The sequence below is a fragment of the Arthrobacter sp. ES3-54 genome (assembly GCF_029504395.1).
Taxonomy (GTDB): Bacteria; Actinomycetota; Actinomycetes; order Actinomycetales; family Micrococcaceae; genus Arthrobacter.
In genome coordinates this window covers 142,717-163,585 of the sequence record NZ_JAQFIF010000006.1, presented here as the reverse complement: position 1 = coordinate 163,585, position 20,869 = coordinate 142,717, and the positions used below count along the sequence as shown (strand labels likewise).

25 protein-coding genes, 1 tRNA gene and 1 pseudogene are annotated in these 20,869 nt (G+C 65.8%); 17 read left to right on the top strand and 10 right to left on the bottom strand.

What is annotated here, in order from left to right; all coding sequences use genetic code 11:
* Positions 1-74: 74 nt before the first annotated feature.
* The 3 genes from M2428_RS13050 to M2428_RS13040 all read left to right on the top strand — a co-directional run bounded on the left by M2428_RS13050 (position 75) and on the right by M2428_RS13040 (position 2,985).
* A complete protein-coding gene (locus M2428_RS13050; protein ID WP_277526364.1) occupies positions 75-482 on the top strand; it encodes a DUF779 domain-containing protein in 408 nt (135 codons plus the stop codon).
* Between the two features lie 164 nt (positions 483-646).
* Complete coding sequence (locus tag M2428_RS13045; protein WP_277526363.1) at positions 647-2,218, top strand: amino acid permease; 1,572 nt, start codon at positions 647-649, stop codon at positions 2,216-2,218.
* A gap of 161 nt (positions 2,219-2,379) precedes the next feature.
* Positions 2,380-2,985: a TetR family transcriptional regulator gene (locus M2428_RS13040; protein ID WP_277526362.1), complete on the top strand. Its 606-nt coding sequence runs from the start codon at positions 2,380-2,382 to the stop codon at positions 2,983-2,985.
* 8 nt (positions 2,986-2,993) lie between these two features.
* Here M2428_RS13040 and M2428_RS13035 read toward each other — a convergent pair whose 3' ends face one another.
* From M2428_RS13035 to M2428_RS13025, 3 genes are all read right to left on the bottom strand, one after another.
* On the bottom strand, positions 2,994-3,629 hold the full coding sequence (locus M2428_RS13035) for a DUF2461 domain-containing protein (RefSeq protein ID WP_277526361.1): 636 nt from the start codon (positions 3,627-3,629) through the stop codon (positions 2,994-2,996).
* 175 nt (positions 3,630-3,804) lie between these two features.
* A complete protein-coding gene (locus tag M2428_RS13030; RefSeq protein ID WP_277526360.1) occupies positions 3,805-5,304 on the bottom strand; it encodes a catalase in 1,500 nt (499 codons plus the stop codon).
* A gap of 23 nt (positions 5,305-5,327) precedes the next feature.
* On the bottom strand, positions 5,328-5,795 hold the full coding sequence (locus M2428_RS13025; RefSeq protein ID WP_277526359.1) for a Fur family transcriptional regulator: 468 nt from the start codon (positions 5,793-5,795) through the stop codon (positions 5,328-5,330).
* 100 nt (positions 5,796-5,895) lie between these two features.
* On the opposite strand from M2428_RS13025, the gene M2428_RS13020 reads away from it, so the two are divergent.
* Complete coding sequence (locus tag M2428_RS13020) at positions 5,896-7,176, top strand: MFS transporter (protein ID WP_277526358.1); 1,281 nt, start codon at positions 5,896-5,898, stop codon at positions 7,174-7,176.
* Positions 7,177-7,226: 50 nt separating this feature from the next.
* Positions 7,227-8,096, top strand: coding sequence for a zinc metalloprotease HtpX (gene htpX, locus M2428_RS13015; protein ID WP_277526357.1), 870 nt, complete (start codon positions 7,227-7,229; stop codon positions 8,094-8,096).
* Between the two features lie 125 nt (positions 8,097-8,221).
* Here the strand turns inward: htpX and M2428_RS13010 are convergent, their stop codons facing one another.
* Positions 8,222-8,713: a YajQ family cyclic di-GMP-binding protein gene (locus tag M2428_RS13010; RefSeq protein WP_018773569.1), complete on the bottom strand. Its 492-nt coding sequence runs from the start codon at positions 8,711-8,713 to the stop codon at positions 8,222-8,224.
* Positions 8,714-8,911: 198 nt separating this feature from the next.
* Here M2428_RS13010 and M2428_RS13005 point away from each other — a divergent pair, with 198 nt between their 5' ends.
* Both M2428_RS13005 and M2428_RS13000 read left to right on the top strand, forming a co-directional pair.
* Positions 8,912-9,166 carry a hypothetical protein gene (locus M2428_RS13005; protein WP_277526356.1) on the top strand — a complete coding sequence of 85 codons (255 nt, stop codon included), beginning with the start codon at positions 8,912-8,914 and terminating at the stop codon, positions 9,164-9,166.
* Between the two features lie 161 nt (positions 9,167-9,327).
* A tRNA-Tyr gene (locus M2428_RS13000) sits at positions 9,328-9,409 on the top strand.
* 140 nt (positions 9,410-9,549) lie between these two features.
* Here the strand turns inward: M2428_RS13000 and M2428_RS12995 are convergent.
* The gene (locus tag M2428_RS12995; protein WP_277526355.1) at positions 9,550-10,119 is read right to left on the bottom strand and encodes a LysM peptidoglycan-binding domain-containing protein; all 570 of its coding nucleotides are present in this window, start codon (positions 10,117-10,119) and stop codon (positions 9,550-9,552) included.
* 121 nt (positions 10,120-10,240) lie between these two features.
* Here M2428_RS12995 and M2428_RS12990 point away from each other — a divergent pair, with 121 nt between their 5' ends.
* The 3 genes from M2428_RS12990 to M2428_RS12980 all read left to right on the top strand — a co-directional run bounded on the left by M2428_RS12990 (position 10,241) and on the right by M2428_RS12980 (position 12,303).
* The gene (locus M2428_RS12990) at positions 10,241-10,834 is read left to right on the top strand and encodes a DinB family protein (RefSeq protein ID WP_277526354.1); all 594 of its coding nucleotides are present in this window, start codon (positions 10,241-10,243) and stop codon (positions 10,832-10,834) included.
* A gap of 150 nt (positions 10,835-10,984) precedes the next feature.
* Positions 10,985-11,161 (top strand): DUF1059 domain-containing protein, encoded by a 177-nt coding sequence (locus tag M2428_RS12985; RefSeq protein WP_277526353.1) that lies wholly within the window; start codon positions 10,985-10,987, stop codon positions 11,159-11,161.
* Positions 11,158-12,303, top strand: coding sequence for an EAL domain-containing protein (locus M2428_RS12980; protein ID WP_277526352.1), 1,146 nt, complete (start codon positions 11,158-11,160; stop codon positions 12,301-12,303). The genes M2428_RS12985 and M2428_RS12980 overlap by 4 nt, the downstream gene beginning before the upstream one ends.
* Here M2428_RS12980 and M2428_RS12975 read toward each other — a convergent pair.
* Entirely contained in the window at positions 12,300-12,764 is a 465-nt protein-coding gene (locus tag M2428_RS12975) for a DUF1810 domain-containing protein (protein WP_277526351.1), read from the bottom strand. The genes M2428_RS12980 and M2428_RS12975 overlap by 4 nt on opposite strands.
* A 180-nt stretch (positions 12,765-12,944) precedes the next feature.
* Here M2428_RS12975 and M2428_RS12970 point away from each other — a divergent pair, with 180 nt between their 5' ends.
* From M2428_RS12970 to M2428_RS12955, 4 genes are all read left to right on the top strand, one after another.
* Positions 12,945-13,676 (top strand): MgtC/SapB family protein, encoded by a 732-nt coding sequence (locus M2428_RS12970; RefSeq protein ID WP_277526350.1) that lies wholly within the window; start codon positions 12,945-12,947, stop codon positions 13,674-13,676.
* The gene (locus M2428_RS12965; RefSeq protein WP_277526349.1) at positions 13,660-14,073 is read left to right on the top strand and encodes a DUF1801 domain-containing protein; all 414 of its coding nucleotides are present in this window, start codon (positions 13,660-13,662) and stop codon (positions 14,071-14,073) included. Before M2428_RS12970 ends, M2428_RS12965 begins: the two co-directional genes overlap by 17 nt.
* 72 nt (positions 14,074-14,145) lie before the next feature.
* Positions 14,146-14,688, top strand: coding sequence for a GNAT family N-acetyltransferase (locus M2428_RS12960; protein WP_277526348.1), 543 nt, complete (start codon positions 14,146-14,148; stop codon positions 14,686-14,688).
* Positions 14,688-15,122 (top strand): VOC family protein, encoded by a 435-nt coding sequence (locus M2428_RS12955; RefSeq protein ID WP_277526347.1) that lies wholly within the window; start codon positions 14,688-14,690, stop codon positions 15,120-15,122. Before M2428_RS12960 ends, M2428_RS12955 begins: the two co-directional genes overlap by 1 nt.
* A 13-nt stretch (positions 15,123-15,135) precedes the next feature.
* Here the strand turns inward: M2428_RS12955 and M2428_RS12950 are convergent, their stop codons facing one another.
* Entirely contained in the window at positions 15,136-15,570 is a 435-nt protein-coding gene (locus M2428_RS12950) for a hypothetical protein (RefSeq protein ID WP_277526346.1), read from the bottom strand.
* Between the two features lie 227 nt (positions 15,571-15,797).
* Here M2428_RS12950 and M2428_RS12945 point away from each other — a divergent pair, with 227 nt between their 5' ends.
* Together M2428_RS12945 and trxA are read left to right on the top strand one after the other, a co-directional pair.
* A complete protein-coding gene (locus M2428_RS12945; RefSeq protein ID WP_277526345.1) occupies positions 15,798-16,343 on the top strand; it encodes an acyl-CoA thioesterase in 546 nt (181 codons plus the stop codon).
* A 78-nt stretch (positions 16,344-16,421) separates the two neighbouring features.
* Positions 16,422-16,835: a thioredoxin gene (gene trxA, locus M2428_RS12940; RefSeq protein WP_277526344.1), complete on the top strand. Its 414-nt coding sequence runs from the start codon at positions 16,422-16,424 to the stop codon at positions 16,833-16,835.
* A gap of 144 nt (positions 16,836-16,979) precedes the next feature.
* Here the strand turns inward: trxA and M2428_RS12935 are convergent, their stop codons facing one another.
* Positions 16,980-17,258, bottom strand: coding sequence for an antibiotic biosynthesis monooxygenase (locus M2428_RS12935; protein ID WP_277526343.1), 279 nt, complete (start codon positions 17,256-17,258; stop codon positions 16,980-16,982).
* Positions 17,259-17,369: 111 nt separating this feature from the next.
* On the opposite strand from M2428_RS12935, the gene M2428_RS12930 reads away from it, so the two are divergent.
* Positions 17,370-19,046 carry an AMP-binding protein gene (locus M2428_RS12930; protein ID WP_277526342.1) on the top strand — a complete coding sequence of 559 codons (1,677 nt, stop codon included), beginning with the start codon at positions 17,370-17,372 and terminating at the stop codon, positions 19,044-19,046.
* On the opposite strand, the gene M2428_RS12925 is transcribed toward M2428_RS12930, so the two are convergent.
* A complete protein-coding gene (locus tag M2428_RS12925; RefSeq protein ID WP_277526341.1) occupies positions 19,043-19,855 on the bottom strand; it encodes an ABC transporter permease in 813 nt (270 codons plus the stop codon). The two genes, M2428_RS12930 and M2428_RS12925, sit on opposite strands and share 4 nt — an antisense overlap.
* A pseudogene (locus tag M2428_RS12920) lies at positions 19,855-20,821 on the bottom strand (ATP-binding cassette domain-containing protein). Before M2428_RS12920 ends, M2428_RS12925 begins: the two are co-directional and overlap by 1 nt.
* Between the last annotated feature and the right edge of the window lie 48 nt (positions 20,822-20,869).

The window sequence follows — 20,869 nt, the reverse complement described above, 5'->3', positions numbered from 1 at the left end:
TGACCCGGGCGGGGCGGATCGGCAGTGATCCGCCCCGCCCGCACCACTTTCCGGACCAGCCAGGGAGACCCCAAATGACCCAGACCAGGCTTGACGCCGCCGTGACCTGCCCCGGCGAGGACTTCTCCCGGGTGGCGCTCATGCCGGAGGCCGTACAACTGCTGCGCAAGCTGTGGCTCCAGCACGGGCCGCTGATGTTCCACCAGTCCGGGGGCTGCTGCGACGGTTCCTCACCGATGTGCTATCCGGCAGGGGAGTTCATCACGGGGGACTCGGACGTGCAGCTGGGACTGTTCGACATTTCGGACGGTCTGCAGCCCCAGCCGCTGGAATTCTGGATGTCCAGGGAGCAGTTCAACTATTGGAGCCACACGCACCTGACTGTCGACGTCGTTCCCGGCCGGGGGAGCGGGTTCTCGGTGGAAGCACCGGAAGGCAAGCGATTCCTGATCCGCTCGACGCTGATGGACTGGCCCGGCTGAGTCCTGGTCTGGGCCCACCCGCGCGGGTTCTGAGGCTGGTCCGCGGCCGCACCCACCCTGCCCGGGCGTCTCACTATGTGGGACAAATCGGGCCGTCCAGTGGATGGACATCTAGGATAGATAGGTCTGTTTCCAAACCAGTTATCGAGATTGCGGACTTTCCTATGAACCTTTTCCGGACCAAATCCATCGAACAGTCCATGTCCGACGCCGATGAACCCGGACGCAAGCTGAAGCGCTCGCTAAGCACGTGGGACCTCATGATCATGGGGGTCGCCGTTGCCGTGGGCGCCGGAATCTTCTCGGTCGGCGCCAAGGCCGCGGCGAATTTCGCCGGCCCCGCCGTGACCATCTCCTTCGCGATCGCCGCCGTCACCTGCGCGCTCGCCATCATGTGTTACGCCGAGTTCGCCACGGCCATCCCGGTCGCAGGCTCCGCCTACGTCTTCACCTACGCCACCATGGGTGAGATCCTCGCGTGGATTATCGGCTGGAACCTGATCCTCGAACTCTTCACGGCCGGCGCCGTGATCGCGAAGTACTGGGGCATTTACCTCAGCAAGGTCTTCGCGCTCATGGGCGTGGACATTCCGCCGTCGATCTCCCTGGGCGGCGTCGACCTCTACTGGGGCGCCTTCCTGATTGTTGCTATCTTCACGGTGCTGCTGGTGCTCGGGACCAAACTCTCTGCCCGGGTCGGCAACATCTTCACGCTCATCAAGATCGCGGTGGTCCTCTTCGTGATCGTCGTGGGCTTCACCTACATGAAGTTCGAGAACTACGCCCCGTTCGTCCCGGCTTCCGAGCCGACCGGAGGCACCGGAACCGCGGATGTCCTCAAGCAGTCCTTCTTCGGCTTCCTGACCGGCGCGGCCCCCGCCCAGTACGGGACCCTGGGAATCTTCGCCGGCGCCGCCCTGGTCTTCTTCGCCTTCATCGGCTTCGACGTCGTCGCCACCTCGGCCGAAGAGGTCAAGAACCCGCAGAAGACGCTGCCCCGCGGCATCTTCGGTGGCCTGGCGATCGTTACGGTGCTCTACATCCTGGTGTCGCTGGCACTGACCGGCATGGTGTCCTACACGAAGCTGGCCGAGGCCAAGAACCCGACGCTCACCACCGCCTTCGAGGCCGTCGGCAATACCGACGCCGCCAAGGTCATCGCCTTCGGCTCCCTGGTGGGCCTAACCACCGTCATCATGGTGCTGCTCATGGGCCTGTCCCGCGTGGTCCTCGCGATGAGCCGCGACGGCCTGCTTCCGCGCTCCCTGTCCAAGACCAGCGCCGCGCGTGGAACACCGGCCCGCCTCCAGATCATCTGTGGCGCCGGAGTGGCGCTCGTTGCCGGCTTGACCAATGTGGATCTTTTGGAGGAAATGATCAACATCGGGACCCTGTCCGCCTTCGTGATGGTCAGCCTCGGCATCCTGGTGCTCCGCAAGAAGCGTCCCGACCTGAAGCCGGCCTTCCGCGTCCCGTTCGGCAAGGTGCTCCCGATCGTCTCTGCCGTCCTGTGCCTGTACCTCATGACGAACCTCGCCGTGGAGACCTGGATCTTCTTCGCGATCTGGCTGGTGATCGGCGTCGCGATCTACTTCGCCTACGGCCAGCGCCACTCCAGGCTGAACGAAAAGTTCGCGGAGGCCCGCGCCTCCGTGAACGGCCCGGGGACGGCAAGCCCCGTCCAGGCGGCCGCACCGGCCGCGGAGACCGACGAGGACGCGCTGACCCGCTCCTGACCGGGGAGCCGTCCGTCCCGAATAACCGGAGTCGCCGGAACCGTGCGAATTCGCTGGAAACTTCCGGCGTGCTCGCACGGTTCCGGCGACTTCGGCGTTTGGCACGCGCTCGGCGTTTGGCCGGTGCTCGGCGTTTGGCCTGCGCTCCCTAAGATGGACACATGGCCCGCCCAGCAAGACCGGAACGTAAATCAGAGTTGTTGTCGGCGATTCTCGACTACCTCATGGACAAGACGCTGGCGGAGCTGACATTCCGCAGCCTCGCCGAGGGGCTGGGCGTCAGCAGCTACGTCCTGGTGTACCACTTCGGCAACCGCGAGCAGCTGATCAACGAGATCATCCGCGGCATCGAATCCCGGCTGGACAGCGTCCGTGCCACCGACGTCAGGGACATCGACAGGGATGCATGGCGGGCCTTCTTCCTCGAGTCCTGGCAGTGGACCATGGCACAGCGCAACCGGCACCTGGCCCGGCTTGAATTCGAGGCGACTGCGCAGGACGTTGTGGCCGCGGCGCCGCGCGGCACCGCCCCGGAGCACTTCCGGATGCTGCACGAGAAGGCCCGGGACTGGCTCATCATCCAGGGCATCCTGCCGGAGTTCGCGGACACCGACGCCCGCCTGTTCACCGCAGCGTTCTATGGGCTCCAGTTCGATTTCGTCGTCAACAACCAGCCCGAGGAAGCCACCAAGGCCTTTGAGCTGATGATGCTGGTCTTCTTCAACAATCTCGACAGGCGCCTGGCCACCGACGGCCAGCACATCTGAGCTGAATCTCAGGGGGCGGCGTAGCGGCCCTCCCACTCCACGAGGGGGCGCAATTCCTCCCAGCGCCGCGCCACTTCCTCCACCGCCCCGGGTCCGGCAAGCCAGCCGGGCTGGCCCACATTGACCCCGGCCGTGAGCGACTTGTGCTTGAGCAGCTCCGCCCGGGGATGGTCCTTCTCGAAACCCCGCGGCACCGTCTTCAGGCGTTCGCCCTCCACCTCGAACCCCGCTGCCTCGACCTGGCGCACGATCTCCTGCAGGACTTCGCCGCTGGCGGGATCGTCCACGGCGCCGCGGAAGCGTGCCAGCTGGGCCGGGGTGTGGGTGTGGCAGCCGCCGCCGATCAGCATGCCGTCGGCGCTGAGCTGGATATAGAAGCCCACTCCTTCGTCCAGCGCCGCGAAGGCCCCCTGCGCGGTCTTGTAGGGCGACTTGTCCGGCGAGAACCGCACATCCCGGTTGGGGCGAAAGAGCTTGGCCTGGCCGAAGCGTGGCTCCAGCTCGGCCAGCAACTCGGTTAGCGGCCCTTTCACCGCGGCGTCGTAGACAGGCTTGTGCTCCAGCCACCAGTCCCGGTTGTTGTTCTGTTCAAGATCGGCGTAGAACCGGAAGGCGTCATCCGGAATGCCTGCAAATGCGGTCATGCCCAAATCCTACGGAGCCGCAGTGCACGGTGGCGAGGGGCACGCGCGCCCATGTGGATAACGGCAAACGCCCCGCCACGGAGGTCCGTGGCGGGGCGTTCTAGTGGCTCAAACGGTCACAGGTACAGTCGGCCTTTGAAGCGGCCGGCCGTTCAGGCAACCCGCGACGCGGCGATCAGACCTTGTTGGCGGCCTCTGCGTCGGACTCAACCTGGCCGGCGCCGAGGCTGGCGCGCAGCTTGGCGCCGAACTCGGCGTCGACGTTGGTCCAGTACTGGATGGCGCGTTCCTTGACGCCGGCGTTCTTGACGCCGCTGACGGCGCCGGTGACGGTCTCCAGCAGGCGGGCCTTCTCGCCGTCGTTGTACACCTCGCGGTACAGCGTGCCGGCCTGGCCGAAGTCGTTGTCCTCGGGGTGCAGGGAGTGCGCGGAGTGCGTGAGCGCGCCGTCGTTCTCCCAGCCGCCGCCGGCAATGGCGGGCTCAACCGCGGCCGGGCCGCCGACGGAGTTCGGTGCATATACCGGAACGGTCGGAGCGTTGAAGTGGTAACGTCCGGCGCCGTCCTGGCTGTAGTTGTTGACCTGGTTCTGGGGCGCATTCACCGGGAGCTGGGCGTGGTTGGTGCCGACGCGGTAGCGGTGCGCATCCGCGTAGGAGAAGATGCGGGCCTGCAGCATCTTGTCCGGGGAAGCGGCGATGCCGGGCACGAAGTTCGACGGCGCGAAGGTTGCCTGCTCGATCTGCGCGAAGTAGTTCTCCGGGTTCTTGTTCAGCTCCATGGTGCCGACCTTGATCAGCGGGTAGTCCGCGTGCGGCCACACCTTGGTCAGGTCGAAGGGGTTGAAGCGGTACGTCTTGGCGTCCTCGTACGGCATGACCTGGACGTGCAGGTCCCAGGACGGGAAGTTGCCGGCGGCGATGTTTTCCTGCAGGTCGCGGATGTAGAAGTCGCCGTCAGCGCCGGCCAGGGCCTCGGCCTCGTCACCGGACATGGACTTGACGCCCTGGTTGGACTTGAAGTGGTACTTGACCCAGAACCGCTCGCCCTCGGCGTTGATCCACTGGTAGGTGTGCGAGCCGTAACCCTGCATTTCACGCCAGGAGGCCGGCAGGCCGCGGTCGCCCATGAGCCAGGTGACCTGGTGGGCGGACTCGGGGGAGAGGGTCCAGAAGTCCCACTGCATGTCGGCGTCGCGCAGGTGGGTGCCCGGGAGGCGCTTCTGGGAGTGGATGAAGTCGGGGAACTTGATGCCGTCGCGGATGAAGAACACCGGGGTGTTGTTGCCGACGAGGTCGTAGTTGCCCTCGGTGGTGTAGAACTTCACGGCGAAACCGCGGGGGTCGCGCCAGGTGTCGGGGGAGCCTGCCTCGCCGGCAACGGAGGAGAAGCGGATGAGCATGTCCGTCTCCGTGCCGGGCTGGAACAGCGCGGCCTTGGTGTACTTCGAGACGTCCTCGGTGGTCTTGAAGCTACCGAAGGCGCCGCCGCCCTTGGCGTGCACGACACGCTCCGGGACGCGCTCGCGGTTGAACTGCGCGAGCTTCTCGATCAGGTAGTGATCGGTCAGGATGAGCGCGCCGTCGGCGCCGACGGACTTGGAGTGGGCGTCGGAAGTGACGGGAGCGCCGGACTGTGTCGTGGACACGGCGGGCGCAGAGATGATCTCGGTCATCGTTCTCCTTTTGGTTGGGTTTCTTAGTTTCGTTCGGAGGGAAGTTGTTGGGTGCGCTGGCAGTCCTGGCAGATGCCCTGGTACAGCACGTCCGCGATCTGGATGGTCATCGGCTTGGCGTTCGCGTCCCAGTGCGGGGTCAGGCAGGGCGCGTGGCCCACGGCGCATTCGACGTCCTCCACGCGGCCGCAGCTGATGCACACGGCATGGTGGTGGTTATCTCCCACCCGCGTCTCGTACAGCGCGGGGGAGTGCGGGGGTTCGAAACGGCGCAGCATGTGCAGATCGGTCAGGTCCCCCAAGACCACATAGACGGACTGCGCGGTCAGGTCCGGCAATTCCTGCCGGGCGGCGGCAAGGATCGCCTCCGCCGGCGAATGCGGGTGATGTTCGACGGCGGCCAGCACGGCCAGGCGCTGCTTGGTCACCCGGCGGCCGTGGGCACGCAGGGCCGCTGCCCATGCATCGTGGGTGCCCGAGGAATCCGTCATACCCCCATTCAAGCACTTATTATGACTGTCTCACAATAAGGCGCGGCTAACATTTCCGGCCGCGTCCAGGGCGCCCGCGGCTCGCCACTAGAGTTGCCCGGTGGGGAAATTTCTGGCGGACATCACGCCGTTGCGTGAAAGTCCGGCCTTCCGCCGTCTGTGGCTGGGGTCCGCCGTTTCCGCACTGGGCAGCCAGCTGACCCTCGTGGCAGTCAGCCTGGAGATCTACCGGCTGACCCAGGACAGCCTCTATGTGGGCCTGCTCAGCCTCTTCGCCCTCGTGCCGCTGGTGTTCGGCGGCCTCCTGGGCGGCTCGATCGCCGACGCCCACGACCGCCGCACAGTGGCGCTCCTGGCCTCGTCCGTCCTCTGGCTTACCACGGCCGCGCTGGCCCTGCAGGCATGGATGCAACTGGGCAACGTGTGGCTGCTCTACGCACTCGTGGCGGTGCAGAGCGGCGCCCAGGCCATCAACCAGCCCGCCCGCAGCGCGATCATCCCCGTCCTGGTGCGCAAGGAGCTGCTGCCGGCCGCAAACGCCCTCAGCATGATGATATTCGGGCTGACCATGACCGCCGGGCCGCTGCTGGCCGGGGTGCTCGTGGCGTGGATCGGGTTCGGCTGGACCTACACGATCGACGTCGTCAGCTTTGCGTTTGCGTTCTGGGCGCTCCTGAAGCTGCCGCCCATGCCGCCCGGGGAGCATGCGAGGCCGGCCGGGCTGCGTTCCGTGGTGGAGGGATTCCGTTTCCTTGGCACCCGGCCCAACCTCCGCATGACATTCGTGATCGACCTCGTGGCCATGATCTTCGCCCAGCCCCGGGCGCTGCTGCCTGCGATCGGTGCCGTGATGATCGGCGGCGGCGAGGCCACGGTGGGGATCCTGTTGGCCTCGATGGCCGTGGGCGCGTTCCTGGCCGGGCTGTTCTCCGGCCCGCTGGGCGGCGTCCGCCGGCAGGGTGCCGCGGTGGTGTGGTCCGTAATGGGCTGGGGCGCCTCGGTGGCGGCCTTCGGCCTGGTGGTGGTCCTCGCCGGTCATGCCGGAGAGGCCGGAGAGGCCGGCGTGACGGTGTGGCTGCTGCCCGCCGCCGTGTGCTGCGCGCTGGCCGGCATCGCGGATTCCGTGAGCGCCGTCTTCCGGACCACCATCCTGCAGGCCTCCACCCCGGACCACCTGCGCGGGCGGCTGCAGGGCGTGTTCGTGGTGGTGGTGGCCGGCGGACCCCGGATCGGTGACATGCTGGCAGGCGGCGCGACTAAACTTTTGAACGAGGGATGGGTTCTGCTGATCGGCGGCGCGATGTGCATTGCCGTGGCCTGGACGCTGGCCCACCTGCAGTGCGGATTCCTGCGGTACGACGCGCGGAACCCGGTAGCGTAGCGGTTCGTTTTCATTGGTACCCATCGAGGTCAAGGGCATCAGGAGGACCAGTGCACCAGCATCACAACGGACTGAAAACCGCGGCCCTGTTCGGAGTCCTGTGGGCGGTCCTGCTTGGTCTGGGGGCGTTCATCGCAGCCGGGACCCGCAGTGCCGCGCCGATCTGGATCATGGCCCTGATCGGCGTGGGCACCACCGCCTACGGGTACTGGAACAGCGACAAGCTCGCCATCCGGTCCATGCAGGCCTATCCCGTCACGGAGGCCGAGGCGCCCCAGCTGTACCAGATCGTCCGGGAACTGTCCGGCCGGGCCAACCAGCCGATGCCGCGGATCTACATCTCGCCCACCATGGCGCCGAACGCCTTCGCCACCGGCCGGAATCCGCAGACCGCGGCGGTGTGCTGCACCGAGGGCATCCTGCGGCTGCTGGACGCCCGCGAGCTCCGCGGCGTCCTGGGCCATGAACTGATGCACGTCTACAACCGGGACATCCTGACGGCGTCGGTGGCCGCCGCCGTCGCCGGCGTCATTACCTCGGTGGCGCAGATGATGCTGCTGTTCGGCGGCGGGGATCGCCGCAACGCGAACCCGTTCGCCGCGATCGCGATGGCGCTGCTGGCCCCGTTCGCCGCGTCCCTGATCCAGATGGCCATCTCGCGGACGCGGGAGTACGACGCCGACGAAGACGGATCCGCGCTCACCGGAGATCCGCTGGCGCTCGCCTCCGCCCTGCGCAAGATCGAGCAGGGTGTGCAGTTGGCGCCACTGCCGCAGGACCAGCGGCTGGTCAACGCCTCCCACATGATGATCGCCAACCCGTTCCGCGGCGGAGGCGTGGCCAAGATGTTCTCCACCCACCCGCCGATGGCCGAGCGGATCGGCCGGCTGGAGCGGATGGCCGGCCGGCAGCTCACCTGAAGCCACCTGCGGCTCTGGCGACGCGCAAATAGATCCGTGACACGCAAAAGGGCTGGCGACACCCGAATACCGGTGTCGCCAGCCCTTTTGCGCGTCGTGAGGAAACTTGCGCCGCGGACGGGAAGCTAGCTGCGGAAGTTGACGAACTGCAGGTCGGCCTCGTCGAAGCCCTTGAGCAGGTTCATGGTCTCCTGGAGGTCATCGCGGGACTTCGACGTCACCCGGAGCTCGTCGCCCTGGATCTGCGACTTGACGGACTTGGGGGCCTCGTCCCGGATCAGCTTATTGATCTTCTTGGCGAGGTCCTGGGCGATGCCCTCCTTGATGGAGGCCTCGAGCCGGAATTCCTTGCCGGAGGCGTAGGGCTCGCCGGTGTCGAGGGACTTCAGCGAGATGCCGCGGCGGATGAGCTTGGACTGCAGCACGTCGAGCACCGCCAGCACCCGCTCTTCTGAGTTGGCCTTCATCAGGATCTTCTCGCCGCTGAAATCAACCTCGGCGCCGACGCCCTTGAAGTCGTAGCGCTGGGCAATTTCCTTTTGTGCCTGGTTCAGCGCGTTGGCGACCTCCTGCTTGTCTACCTTGCTGACGACGTCGAACGTGGATTCGCCTGCCATGACTTTCCTCCTGATGGTTAGCCGGGTGCCTGATGTGAGGCCGGTTGTCTGCATTCCAGCCTAGTACGGATGCCCCCATTCTGGAGGGCGGCCGGACGGGACGAGGTTTCACAGTCCGCTCATAGCTCAATCACGGCGGGAACGAAGCCAGGCCCGGAAGAGTTGCAAGGGTTGGAACCGCTGCTGAAAGGCAAGAACATGCACCACAAGGCCGTCCGCTACGTTAACCGCACCACCGCCGCCGCTGCCACCACGCTGGCCGCGACGGCGACCTCCGTTGCCGCCGCCGCACTGGCGGCCTCCATCATTCTGAGCCCGGCCCCCGATGCCTCAGCGCGCATGGACGGTGTCCACACGGACCTGGCCCGCGCTGTCGAGCTGAACCAGGTCACCCCGGAGCAGGCGGCACGATTCGAGGCAAGGCTGGCCGGGCGCATTCTCGGAGAGGCCTGAATTTCCAGGCATTTTGGCCCATTTCTGGGCCGCTGAAGCGCCGATTCGATTCTTCGGCGGAAGTTCTGTAAAGTTGTCTTGCCCGCGGGTGCTGGAAGCGGAACGGACTGGAAACAGGCGTTCTGGGACTGGAAACCGCGAGTGATCTTCTTTTGAAGTTCGGCAGATTACCCGAGCGGCCAAAGGGGGCTGACTGTAAATCAGCTGGCAACGCCTACGGGGGTTCGAATCCCTCATCTGCCACCCTTGGAAAAGCCTCCGGAACCAATCGGTTCCGGAGGCTTTTTCTTTGCCCGCGGTTCCGCGGCCCCACCCACGTTCGTCGGGCCCAGTCACGTTCGTCGGGCCCACCCAACACAGTCCGCGCAGAGATAGTCCGAGGCTCAGTCGAGGGGCGGATTGGGGATAGCTATCGTTGTCCCGGCGGGCGGAATCCATTCGCCGCCGGTCAGATAATTCAAATTGGCTATCCGCAGTGCATAGAGCGGTATGCCGTAGCGGCTCGCGATGCCGGAGGGAGTATCACCGGCGCTCGTCCTGTACAAGAGCTGCCCCCGCCCGTCCTGGCCGGTCACGCTACCGCCGGCGCCGAGCTGCGGCACGTCCACGCCTCTGAGATCGATGACCTTTCCCGCCGCAACGGACGCCGAATCGTTGAAACTCCTGAGGATCTCGGGAGTCATCCGGAAGTGGGCGGCGATGCCTTCCCAGGTGTCGCCGTCGACGGCCGTGTAGCGCATCGGCTGATAAAACCCGTTCAGTTCGGTCGTCCCCAGCAGGCCCGGGGGCGCCGGGGACGTTGCAGGGGGCCCCGGGGACGTTGCAGCGGCCGCCGGGGTTCCGCCCCGGGCATCCGTGCCGGATTCGCAGGCGGTCAGCAGGCCGGCTAGAACCGCGGCCAGAACAACTGCGGCGGCCGTCCGGACGCGTTTTACACCGGAACCGTGACTCACGCTGGGTGTCCTGTCATTCGGGGCCTCCCCCCGAGGCCCGTTGGCGCCAATTATTCCATACGTTTGATGAAACATGATTTTCCGTAGGGCGAGGCTCCGCGGGTTCGGTATAGTGCCGGTCATGGACGAAAAAGCGATCTTGCACACCTATCTGCGCACCCGGCGGGCCAGCCTGCTGGCCAAGCTTGACGGGCTCAGCGAGTACGACGCGCGCCGGCCCCTCACAGCCACGGGCACCAACCTGCTGGGCCTGGTCAAGCATGTGGCCAGCGTTGAACTCGGTTACTTTGGCGAGGTTTTTGGCCGGCCCAGCGACCTGGAACTGCCATGGTTCGCCGACGATGCGGAGCCGGACGCCGACATGTGGGCTGCCCCCGGCGAGACGCGCGAGCAGATCGCCGAGCTGCACCGGCTCTCTGCCGTGCACAGCGATGCCACCATCGATGAACTCGCCCTGGACGCACCCGGCGTGGTGCCCTGGTGGCCGGACCAGCGCAAGCACGTGACCCTGCACCAGATTCTCGTGCACATGTGCGTGGAAACGGCCCATCACCTAGGCCACGCGGACATCCTGCGCGAGCTCATCGACGGCAGGGCCGGCCAGCGCCCGGGGGACCCGAACCTCTCCGTACGCACACCCGAAGAGTGGAATGTTCATCGGGCCCGCATCGAGGCGGCCGCCGTCGCCGCCGCAGCAGGCGCGCCAGACCGGTAGCGCAGGCCGACATCGGGCCGACAGCGGCCGGAGAACCTAGCCGGCGACACGCTGCCGGCAACACCCAATGTTCTGAAAGCAAAATCTCAGTTTTCGAGGCAGTGCCAACGTAGGGTGGTCCGGTCCGCTGTTGAAGAAGAAGGAGCGATCGTGAAGTCGTTTGCCTGTGGTGATGTGGTTCCGGGCTGCGAAGCCCGCTGGGTATGCAGTACGGAAGACGAAATTCTGGTGAATGTGGCAGCCCATGCTGCGTCCGCACATGGGCTGGAGGAGCTGCCGGCCGACGTCGTGCAGTCGGTCCACAAAGCCATCATTTCCGTTAGTTGATTCACGAGGCAGGCGGCCACCCGCCCGACGCCGGGACCGCTCCGGGCCCGGATTGGAACGAGGATCTGGCGGCCGCCTGCCGAGGTGTTGGCCTTGCCGCGGCCTACCAACCCATTGTTGATACTGCCCGCGGCACAGTGGTGGGCTATGAGGCCCTGGCCCGGTTTCCGGGTTTCGCCGAAAAAAATCCTGAAGTGTGGTTTGCCGCCGCGCGCACGCATGGCTTGGCGGCCGAGCTCGAGGCAGCGGCCTTGCGGGTGGCGCTCGCGGCACGCCCCACCCTGCCTGCGAACTGCTTCCTGACCCTCAACGTCTCACCGGAGCTGCTGCTGACGGAGGGGATCCGTGAGATCTGGCGCAGTCAGGGAAACCTTGGCGGACTGGTGGTTGAACTTACGGAACAAACCCCGATCGACTCCTATCTGGAGCTTGAGCCTGACCTCAACCAGCTGCGCGCTGCGGGCGCGCTGATCGCGATCGACGACGCCGGGGCCGGCTACGCGGGACTCCGTCACCTCCTGGCGCTGCGGCCCTCGCTGATCAAGATCGATCGTGAACTCATCCAGGATGTCGACCGTGACGAAGCCAAGCGCGCCCTGATCTCCATGCTCGGAACCTTTGCCAGCCGCGTGGATGCCTGGATCCTGGCCGAAGGAGTGGAGCGGGTGGAGGAACTGGACGCCCTCGTCGCCCTCGGCGTACCGCTGGTGCAGGGGTATTGCTTGGCCCGGCCGGGGCCGGCGTGGGAACCGATCGACCTTGAGGTTGCCCACCGACTCGCGTCCAAACCACCGGTGGCCCACCAGGGCGTCATCCGGGACATCGTGGAACCCGCGACGACGGCCACCACGACGGCGACGGCGGCCGCCGCGTTTGATGACAGCCCCGCCCTGCAGTCAGTGGTGCTGATGGGCGAGCATTTGCGGCCCGTTGCGGTGCTCGACCCCGCGGCGGCGGCACTGGGCGTGGTCAGCCCGGGAATGTGCGTCAACCTGGACACTCCGATCAGCGAGGCCCTGGCACGCTCCATGACTCGGAGTCAGGCCAGCCGGTTTGACCCCCTGCTGGTGACGGACAACGCCGGCCGCTTTGCCGGCGTCGCCCGCATGGAACGGATGATCACGGCCCTGGCCGACAGCTAACCGTCGGCCGGGTCCGGATCGCCTGACCGTTGCCCCAGCAACTGTCCCGTGCCGGGGTCCTCCAGACCATCGAAATAGCGGTCCAGGACATCGCGGAACACGGATTCGCCGGGGGCCGCCAGCCGGAACAGCGTCATGGACGAGTGCAGCTTCCGAGCGTCGATGCCGCCGAAGATCTGCACCGCGGACCGCCCCTCCAGGGAAGCCACCGCGGCGGCCACCTCCCGGAGGCGGGGGCCAAGGACGTCGTGCCAGACGTAGGCCCGGGCCTCGTCCAGGGAGGAGATGGCATATTTGCGGGCCGTTTCGCTGTGCCCCAGGCCTGCGAGCTGGGGGAAAACGAACCACATCCAGTGGCTCCGCTTCATGCCCGACCTCAGCTCCGCCAGGGCGTGCCCGTAGGTTCCGCCGGCGTCTTGGGCGATCACGAACCGTTCAAGATCGTAGGGGTCTTCTTTCATGCTCGCTAGGCTACGTCGCCAGGCAGTGAAGCGACAGGGCCGTGGAAGCGCCCAACCCCGACCTACTCCCCAACCCCGCCCTACTCCCCAACAAAGGGCAGCGGTAGTATCAACTTCGAGAGTCCTTGGCGCACCTCAGAGTTGACCGGGCGCCACTCTCGGGCCGGGCCGGAGGGCGGGATGCAGGACGCATATGGGCTATATACCCCAACCACGCTGGTGGAAGTCGGGCTGCTGCTGGCGACATTTGTCCTCTGTTCGCTGATTGGCACAGAACGGCAGGTCCGGCAAAAGATCGCGGGCTACCGCACCCACGTTCTGGTCGGGTTGGGCTCTTGCACCTTCACCCTTATCTCGGCCTACGGCTTCGTCTACGCGATGGCGCCGGGGGCCACCATGGACCCGTCCCGTATTGCGGCCCAAATCGTCAGCGGCATCGGTTTCCTCGGCGCCGGCGTGATTTTCAAGGGACGGAACGTTGTCCGCGGCCTGACGACGGCCGCCAGCATTTGGGTTTCCGCCGCCGTTGGCATGGCGTGCGGGGCCGGAATGCTGTCCCTGGCTGTTGCACTGACCGCTTTCCACCTCATCACGTTGTACGTCGTCTCTCCCATGATCAGGAAGATCCCGACCCCGGACGCCCACCGGGTCCTGCACCTGGGCTATGCCGACAACCAGGGGGTGCTGCGGCAAGTGTTGGAGATCGCTACTAACATGGGCTTCAGCTCTTCAATCCTGAGCACCAAAAAATCGGGCGATGAACAAAATCCGATCGTCCTCATGGACGTCCGCTTCCACGGGCATCTTCCGCTGCGGGAGCTCGTCCCCTACCTCCTGGAATTGCCCGGCGTGAAGAGCGTCACCGTCCAGGGCTCCGACCCGAACGAAGACGACGATGACGAAAGCGCCTGACAACCCGCCGCAGCAGGATCCCCGGGTCGACGCGTTCATAGCGGCATTGCCGGACTGGCAGCAGGATATCTGCGCTCAGGTGCGTGAACTTGTCCTTGCCGCCGACCCGGCGGTCGAAGAGACCATCAAGCGCACCACGCAGCCCTACTTCGTCCTCGACGGCAACATCTGCGCCCTGCTCGCGGCCAAGGACCACGTCAACGTCTTCCTGTACGACGGCGGGATCGCCCCGGACCCGGAGGGCATCATCACCGGCGGGCACGACAACAAGACCGCCCGCACCGTCGCTTTCACCCAGGGGGAGGCCATCCCCGGCCAGGCCCTCACCGCGATGTTCCGGCAGATCATCGCAAACAACCGGGCCGGCGGCTGGCGGAAGCTCAAGCCTGGCCGATGAAGCACGATGACCATTCTCGAACTGCCGTGCACGCTGATTGAAGCCGTTCGGGATGACCGTTAGAGTCTCCGGATGACCGAGAACAGCATCGCCCTGACGAAGACTGTGCGTGTGCGCGTGCTGCGCAGGCCCGACGCTGGCCCCCTGGCGGATGCCTACCTGCGGAACCGGGAGCACCTGGCGCCCTGGGAGCCGGTGCGGACCAAGGAATTCTTTACCGTCGAGGGGCAGGCCGCCAGCATTGAATCCAAGCTCGGGTTGTTCATCGCGGGATCGGACGTGCCATGGGTTCTGGTGGAAGGTTCCCGGATCATCGGGGTGATGAACCTCAGCGGGATTGTCCGGGGGCCGTTCCTCAGCGCCCACCTTGGCTACTGGGTGGACAAGGACATGACCGGGCGGGGGATTGGCTCGGCAGCGCTGGAGTTCGCCGTCCAAACCGCCCGGAACGAGCTGGGCCTGCACCGGCTGCAGGCCGCCACCCTCCCGCACAACTCCGCGTCGCAGCGGATCCTGAAGCGGGCCGGGTTTGAGGAGATCGGTTTGGCCCCCCGGTACCTTCGGATTGCCGGTTCCTGGCAGGACCACATCCTGTTCCAGCGGATCCTGTACTGATGGCGGCTGTTCCGGATGCACGCGTTCCGATTACGTCTGCGGACTTTGGTGCCCTGCACCATGTTGAGCTCTGGGTGCCGGACCTGCAACGGGCCAGGGACCAGTGGGGCTGGCTGCTGGGCCGGCTCGGCTACGAGGCCTACCAGGACTGGACCCACGGGTGCAGCTGGCGCCGGGGGCCCACGTATATAGTCGTCGAGCAGTCCCCGGCCCTGAGCGGAACCGTGCACCAGCGCACCGCGCCGGGCCTGAACCATCTCGCCTTCAGCGCGGGGACGCGGGAGCACGTGGACGCCGTGGCGGGCGAGAGCCTCAGCCACGGCTGGGCCGAGCTATTTCCGGAGAAATACCCGCACGCTGGAGGCCCCGGCCACTTCGCCGCCTACCTCGTGAATTCGGACGGCTACGAAGTGGAGCTGGTTGCCTCGGACTGATCCCGTCGGTGCCCTACGGGTTGGTTGACGGAGGCGCCTGTTCAGCCTTAAGTTCCTCGCCGTGGGCGATGACCGCGTAGATGATCAGCACGTCCATGGCGATGACGATGAAGGACCACCACGGCTGCACCGGAATGAGCATCAGTTGAACGACTGCGCTGACGCCCGCAACGACGACAGCAACCACTCGAGCCCACGTTGCACCGGAGAAGAGCGCGATGGCGGTGAGGATCAGGAGCGCCCCGAGAGCCACATTCCACCAGCCCCACCCCTTCGCATCGAAGAGGAACAGCGTGCCCGGGGTCGACAAATAGTAGGTGTCGGGCCCGGTGAGCGCGACGAGACCTTGAAGGCCGCTGAAAACGCCGTTGATGATCAGAATGACTCCGGCGAAACGGACCCAACCGGTCCAGCCAGTCGAAGCGACAGGGTGATGGGCAGTACTCATAGTGCCGACCGCTTTCCGTTGAATGCTCTGCCGTCGGCCTCATGGTCGGCGCAGTCGTGTGGTGAAGCTAGTACCGATTCCGATTATGTTCCTGGCAGTTCGGGCCGGTCAATCGCTGAAGACACTTTGGAGCCGCCGCGGCGGTCGGCTCGGCTCTGTCCGCGCGCGGCTAGCTGTACGCCGCCTTGCCCCTTGGCACGCTTGTTACCGACGGGTAACATTGGCTCATGCACCTTCTGTTCCGGACCCTCCTTCTGCTGTTCACGTCCTCGCGCCGCTCACCCCTGAGCATCTGGGACAACTCCTCGCTGCCGCTGCGGGTCCTGCCCACGGATATCGACATCGCCCTGCACGTCAACAACGGCATGTACTTCTCGCTCATGGACCTCGGGCGCTTCGATCTCATGGCCCGCAGCGGAACCTGGAAAAAGATGCGCCGGCGGGGCTGGACCCCGGTGGCGGCGGGGGAGACCATCGCCTTCCGCCGTTCGCTGCAGCTCTGGCAGCAGTACACCATCGAATCCAGGATCATCGGCCTCGACTCGAAGGCCATCTACTTCGAGCAGCGGATGGTGGTGGACGGCGAGGTTTACGCGCGCGCCTACATCGCCACCCGGCTGGTCAGCAGGGGCAAGCCCGTCAGCCAGGAGGAAATCGTCCGCGAATTCGGCGCTCCGCCGTCGGATTTGGAGCTGCCCGAGTGGATCCACGAATGGCGCGAAACCAATGCCCTGCCCGGCGCCAGGCGTCCGGCCCCGCACGCCTGGGCGTGACCTCCGCTCCGGTCTGCCCGGATGTGCCAACAGCGAAATGCCGGGGACAATTCACGGCTGCTCCCGTACCGTTGACTCATGGCTACCGTAGACATCACAGGTGAACAGTTCGCATCGACAGTCGAGGATAACGACATCGTCCTCGTCGATTTCTGGGCCGAATGGTGCGGCCCGTGCAAGCAGTTTGGCCCCACGTACTCAGCGATCTCCGAGAAGCACCCGGACGTCGTCTTCTCCAAGGTCGACACCGAAGCCGAGCAGCAGCTCGCTGCCGAGGCCGGCATCACGTCGATCCCCACGCTGATGGCCTTCCGCGAAAAGGTCCTGGTGTTCTCGCAGCCCGGCGCCCTGAATGCGCAGCAGCTGGAGCAGGTGGTCGACGCCGTCAAGGCCCTGGACATGGAAGAAGTCCACGCCCACGTAGCCCGCTCGCAGGCCGAGGCCGCCGCCGCGGCGGCCAACCAGGACGGGACCCAGATCCCGGAAGCTTGAACCGCCACGGCTTAAATCGGAGGCTTAACTCCACGGCTTTAAGCAACGCGGGCTCACGCCGCGCCTCTAAACCCCTCGGGGATTGGACGCGGCGTGGGCCCGCGTTTTTGCGCGTTTACCGGGCGCTGGTTGCAGGCGGACTGCCTAGAGCGTTTCCAGCTTGACCGGCTCGGCCAGCAGCGCGCTGAGGGATTCGTTCAGGTCCTGGACGGCAGTGCCCTTGGAGTGCGTGTCCAGGTCCGACTGGCTGGCCCACCGTTCGGTCAGCACGAGCTTGTCCTCGCTGGCCTCGGTGAGCTCGTAGCGGATACAGCCGGGCTCATTGACCACCTCGTCAATCGCGATGTCCAGGGCGAGCTTCACGCGGAAGAATTCGCCGTCGTTGGGGATGAAAATGGCCTGAAGGTCAACGGGTGCAGTCATGGCAATTACCCTACCGGGCCGCCACGCCGGGGCCGGAAGATGACCCAAGATTTCATAGGACTTCCAAGCTTTGCTCTTCTTTTGCCTTCGGTCAGTTGGTAGCGTCACATCATGCTTGCTTACACAGCCGGGGACACTGACGTTCCGCTGCTCGAGGAAACCATTGGCGCGAACTTCGAACGGATTGCGGCGCGGTTCCCGTATCAGGACGCCCTGATCGAGGCGGCCGCGGTGCCCGGCGAAGAGGCCCGGCGGTGGAGCTATTCCAAGTTGAACGACGACGTCGACCGCCTGGCGCGTGCGCTCCTCGCCCTGGGCGTCGCGAAGGGCGGGCGGATCGGCATCTGGAGCCCCAACTGCGCCGAATGGACCATCCTGCAGTACGCCACCGCGAAGATCGGGGCGATCCTGGTCAACGTGAACCCCGCCTACCGCAGCCACGAGCTCGAGTTCGTGGTCAAGCAGAACGGCATGCGGATGCTGGTCACCGCGCCGTCGGATCGGAACAGCGACTACACCGGAATGGCGCGGCAGGCGCTGGCGGCCTGCCCGGACCTGCGCGAGCTGGTCTTCCTCCCGGATGCCGGCCTGGACGGGCTGACCGCGGGCGAGCCCGAAAACGAGGCGGAGCGCACGTACGCCGAACTGCTCAAGCGGGCCGACGACGTCGGGCATTCCGCCCTGAAGGCGCGCATGGCGGAACTGGACCCGCACGATCCCATCAACCTGCAGTACACCTCGGGCACCACGGGTTTCCCGAAGGGAGCCACCCTGACGCACCACAACATCCTCAACAACGGCTACTCGATCGGCGAGCAGCTGGGCTACACGGAACACGACCGGGTGGTGATCCCGGTGCCCTTCTATCACTGCTTCGGCATGGTGATCGGGAACCTGGCGGCCCTCAGCCACGGCGCGGCCACCATCATCCCCGGACGGGCGTTCACGCCGGCCTCGGCGCTGGAGGCCGTGCAGGACTTCGGTGGAACCTCGCTGTACGGGGTGCCGACCATGTTCATCGCCGAGCTCGCCCTGCCGGACTTCGCCTCCTACGATCTCTCGACCCTGCGCACGGGCGTCATGGCCGGATCGCTGTGCCCGATCGAGGTGATGAACCGGGTCATCACCGAAATGAACATGACAGATGTCGCCATTTGCTACGGCATGACGGAGACCTCGCCGGTGTCCACCATGACCCGGAGCGTGGACACCATGGCCCAGCGGACCGAGACCGTGGGCCGGACCATGCCGAACCTGGAGAGCCGGATCGTGGACCCGGTGACGGGAGAAGTGCTGGAGCGCGGCGGGATCGGCGAACTCTGCACGCGCGGCTACGCCGTGATGCAGGGGTACTGGAACCAGCCGGACAAGACCGCGGAGGCGATCGACGCCGACGGCTGGATGCATACCGGGGACCTCGCCCGGATGGACGACGGCGGCTACATCGTGATCGAGGGCCGGATCAAGGACATGGTGATCCGCGGCGGCGAGAACGTTTATCCCCGCGAAATTGAGGAATTCCTCTACACCCACCCGGACATCCAGGACGTGCAGGTGATCGGCGTCCCGGACGCCAAATACGGCGAGGAACTGATGGCCTGCGTCATCCTGAAGCCCGGCGCCGCGCCGATGGACGCCGCCAGCCTGGCCGAGTTCTGCCGCGGCAAGCTGGCGCACTACAAGATCCCGCGCTACGTGGATGTCCGGGACAGCTTCCCGATGACCGTCTCCGGCAAGATCCGCAAGGTGGACATGCGCCAGGAGGCCGCGGCGAGGCTGGGCCTCTAGCTGGTGCTCCGGCTGATGGTCCGGATGCCCACAGCAAGGCCGATGACCGCGGTCACGACGGCGGCAACGAGCCCGTACAGCGTGTCCAGGCCGATGGATCCGGCGAACAGTTCGCGTTCCGCGTTCACCAGATACGTCAGCGGATTGAACCGGCTCGCCACCTGCATCCAGTCCGGACCGGTTTCAATGGGCAGCATGATGCCGGACAGGATCATGAGCGGAAACAGGAGCGTCTGCTGCACAGCCCAGAAAATCCACTCCTTGCTCTGCGAGACCAGGGCCAGCGAATAGGACAGGGCGCCCAAACCGATGCCGAAGATGCCCAGGATGATGAGGCCGAACACCACATGCAACGGGTAAAAGGTGAACCCGAAGGGCACGCACACTATGGCGATCAACATGCCCTGCACCACCAGCGGCGCCCACTCCTTGAGCGCCCGTCCGATCATCAGCGAGGAGCGGGAAAGCGGCGTGGCCAGGATCCGCTCGTAGGAGCCCGTCATGAGCTCGTACTGCAGATTGGATCCGGTCATGGACGTGCCGAACAGCGCGATCATCACTACCACGCCGGGCAGGAACCACTGCAATGTGGACTGGCCGCCGAAGGCCGGAGCCCCCACGGCGGATCCGAGCAAAGGCCCGAACAGGGCGAGGAAGACCAGCGGCTGAAGCAAGGAAAAGACCAGCGAGAAGGGATCCCGCAACGGAAGCAGCATCTCGCGCCAGAAGACATACCAGGTGTCCCGCAGGACCTGCCGAAGTCCCGGTTTCTTCAGTGCGGTCTGGTCCCGGGTGGCTTGCCCAAGCATCAGGCGTCCGCTCCTTCCCGCAGGCTGCGCCCGGTCAGTTCAAGGAACACATCGTCCAGCGTTGGAGGCTTGAGTTCCATGGACAAGGCGGGGGCGCCGGCATCGTGCATCTGGTTGAGAAGTCCCGGAGCCAGCCGGGAGTCGTGAGTGATCCGGAGCCGGAAGCGGACCACGTCGTCGTACGCGCCTTCCTCCACTTCGCCACCCGCGGCCGCACGCCGCAGGAGGGGCCGCACTCCGGCCGCGGACCCCGCCGCGACCTCCACCGCGAACAGGTCCCCGGCCAGGTCCGCCTTGAGACGCGCAGGAGTGTCATCGGCGATGATCGTGCCGTGGTCTATGACGATCACCCGCTCCGACATCGAATCCGCCTCGTCCATGTAATGCGTGGTGAGGACGATCGTGGTTCCGTGCTCGGCGCGCATGCGCGTGATGCTCCCAGAGGTTCGCGCGGTTCTGCGGGTCCATACCGGTGGAAGGTTCGTCCAGGAACAACAGCTGCGGAGAATGCATCAGGCCCAGGGCCACGTCCATACGCCGCCGCTGGCCGCCGGAGAGCTTGATGACGGTGCGTTTTGCGAGGTCGGTGAGCTCCAGCGATGTGAGCAGCTCGTCGGCCCGGGCCTTGGCGTCCGCGGCATTCATTCCGTAGAAGCGGCCCTGCATGATCATCTCGTCGATGACGCGGTAGCTGTGGCCGCCGCCGTTGCCCTGTCCGATGTAGCCGATCCTGGCCCGCACCCCTGCCGGATCTGCCGCGACGTCCAGCCCCGCTACGGTGGCGGTCCCGGACGTGGGCTTCAGGAGGGTGGTCAGCATCCGCAGGGTGGTGGATTTGCCCGCGCCGTTCGGGCCGAGGAACGCTACGAGCTCACCTGGCGCGACGTCGATGTCGACGCCCTTGACGGCTTCTACTGTTTCCTTCTTGACGACGAAATTTCTGGTGAGTTTCCGGGTGTGAATCACTGCGCACTCCAGGGGGCGAGGCACGGGCGCCCTGGGCTGCCGGACGCC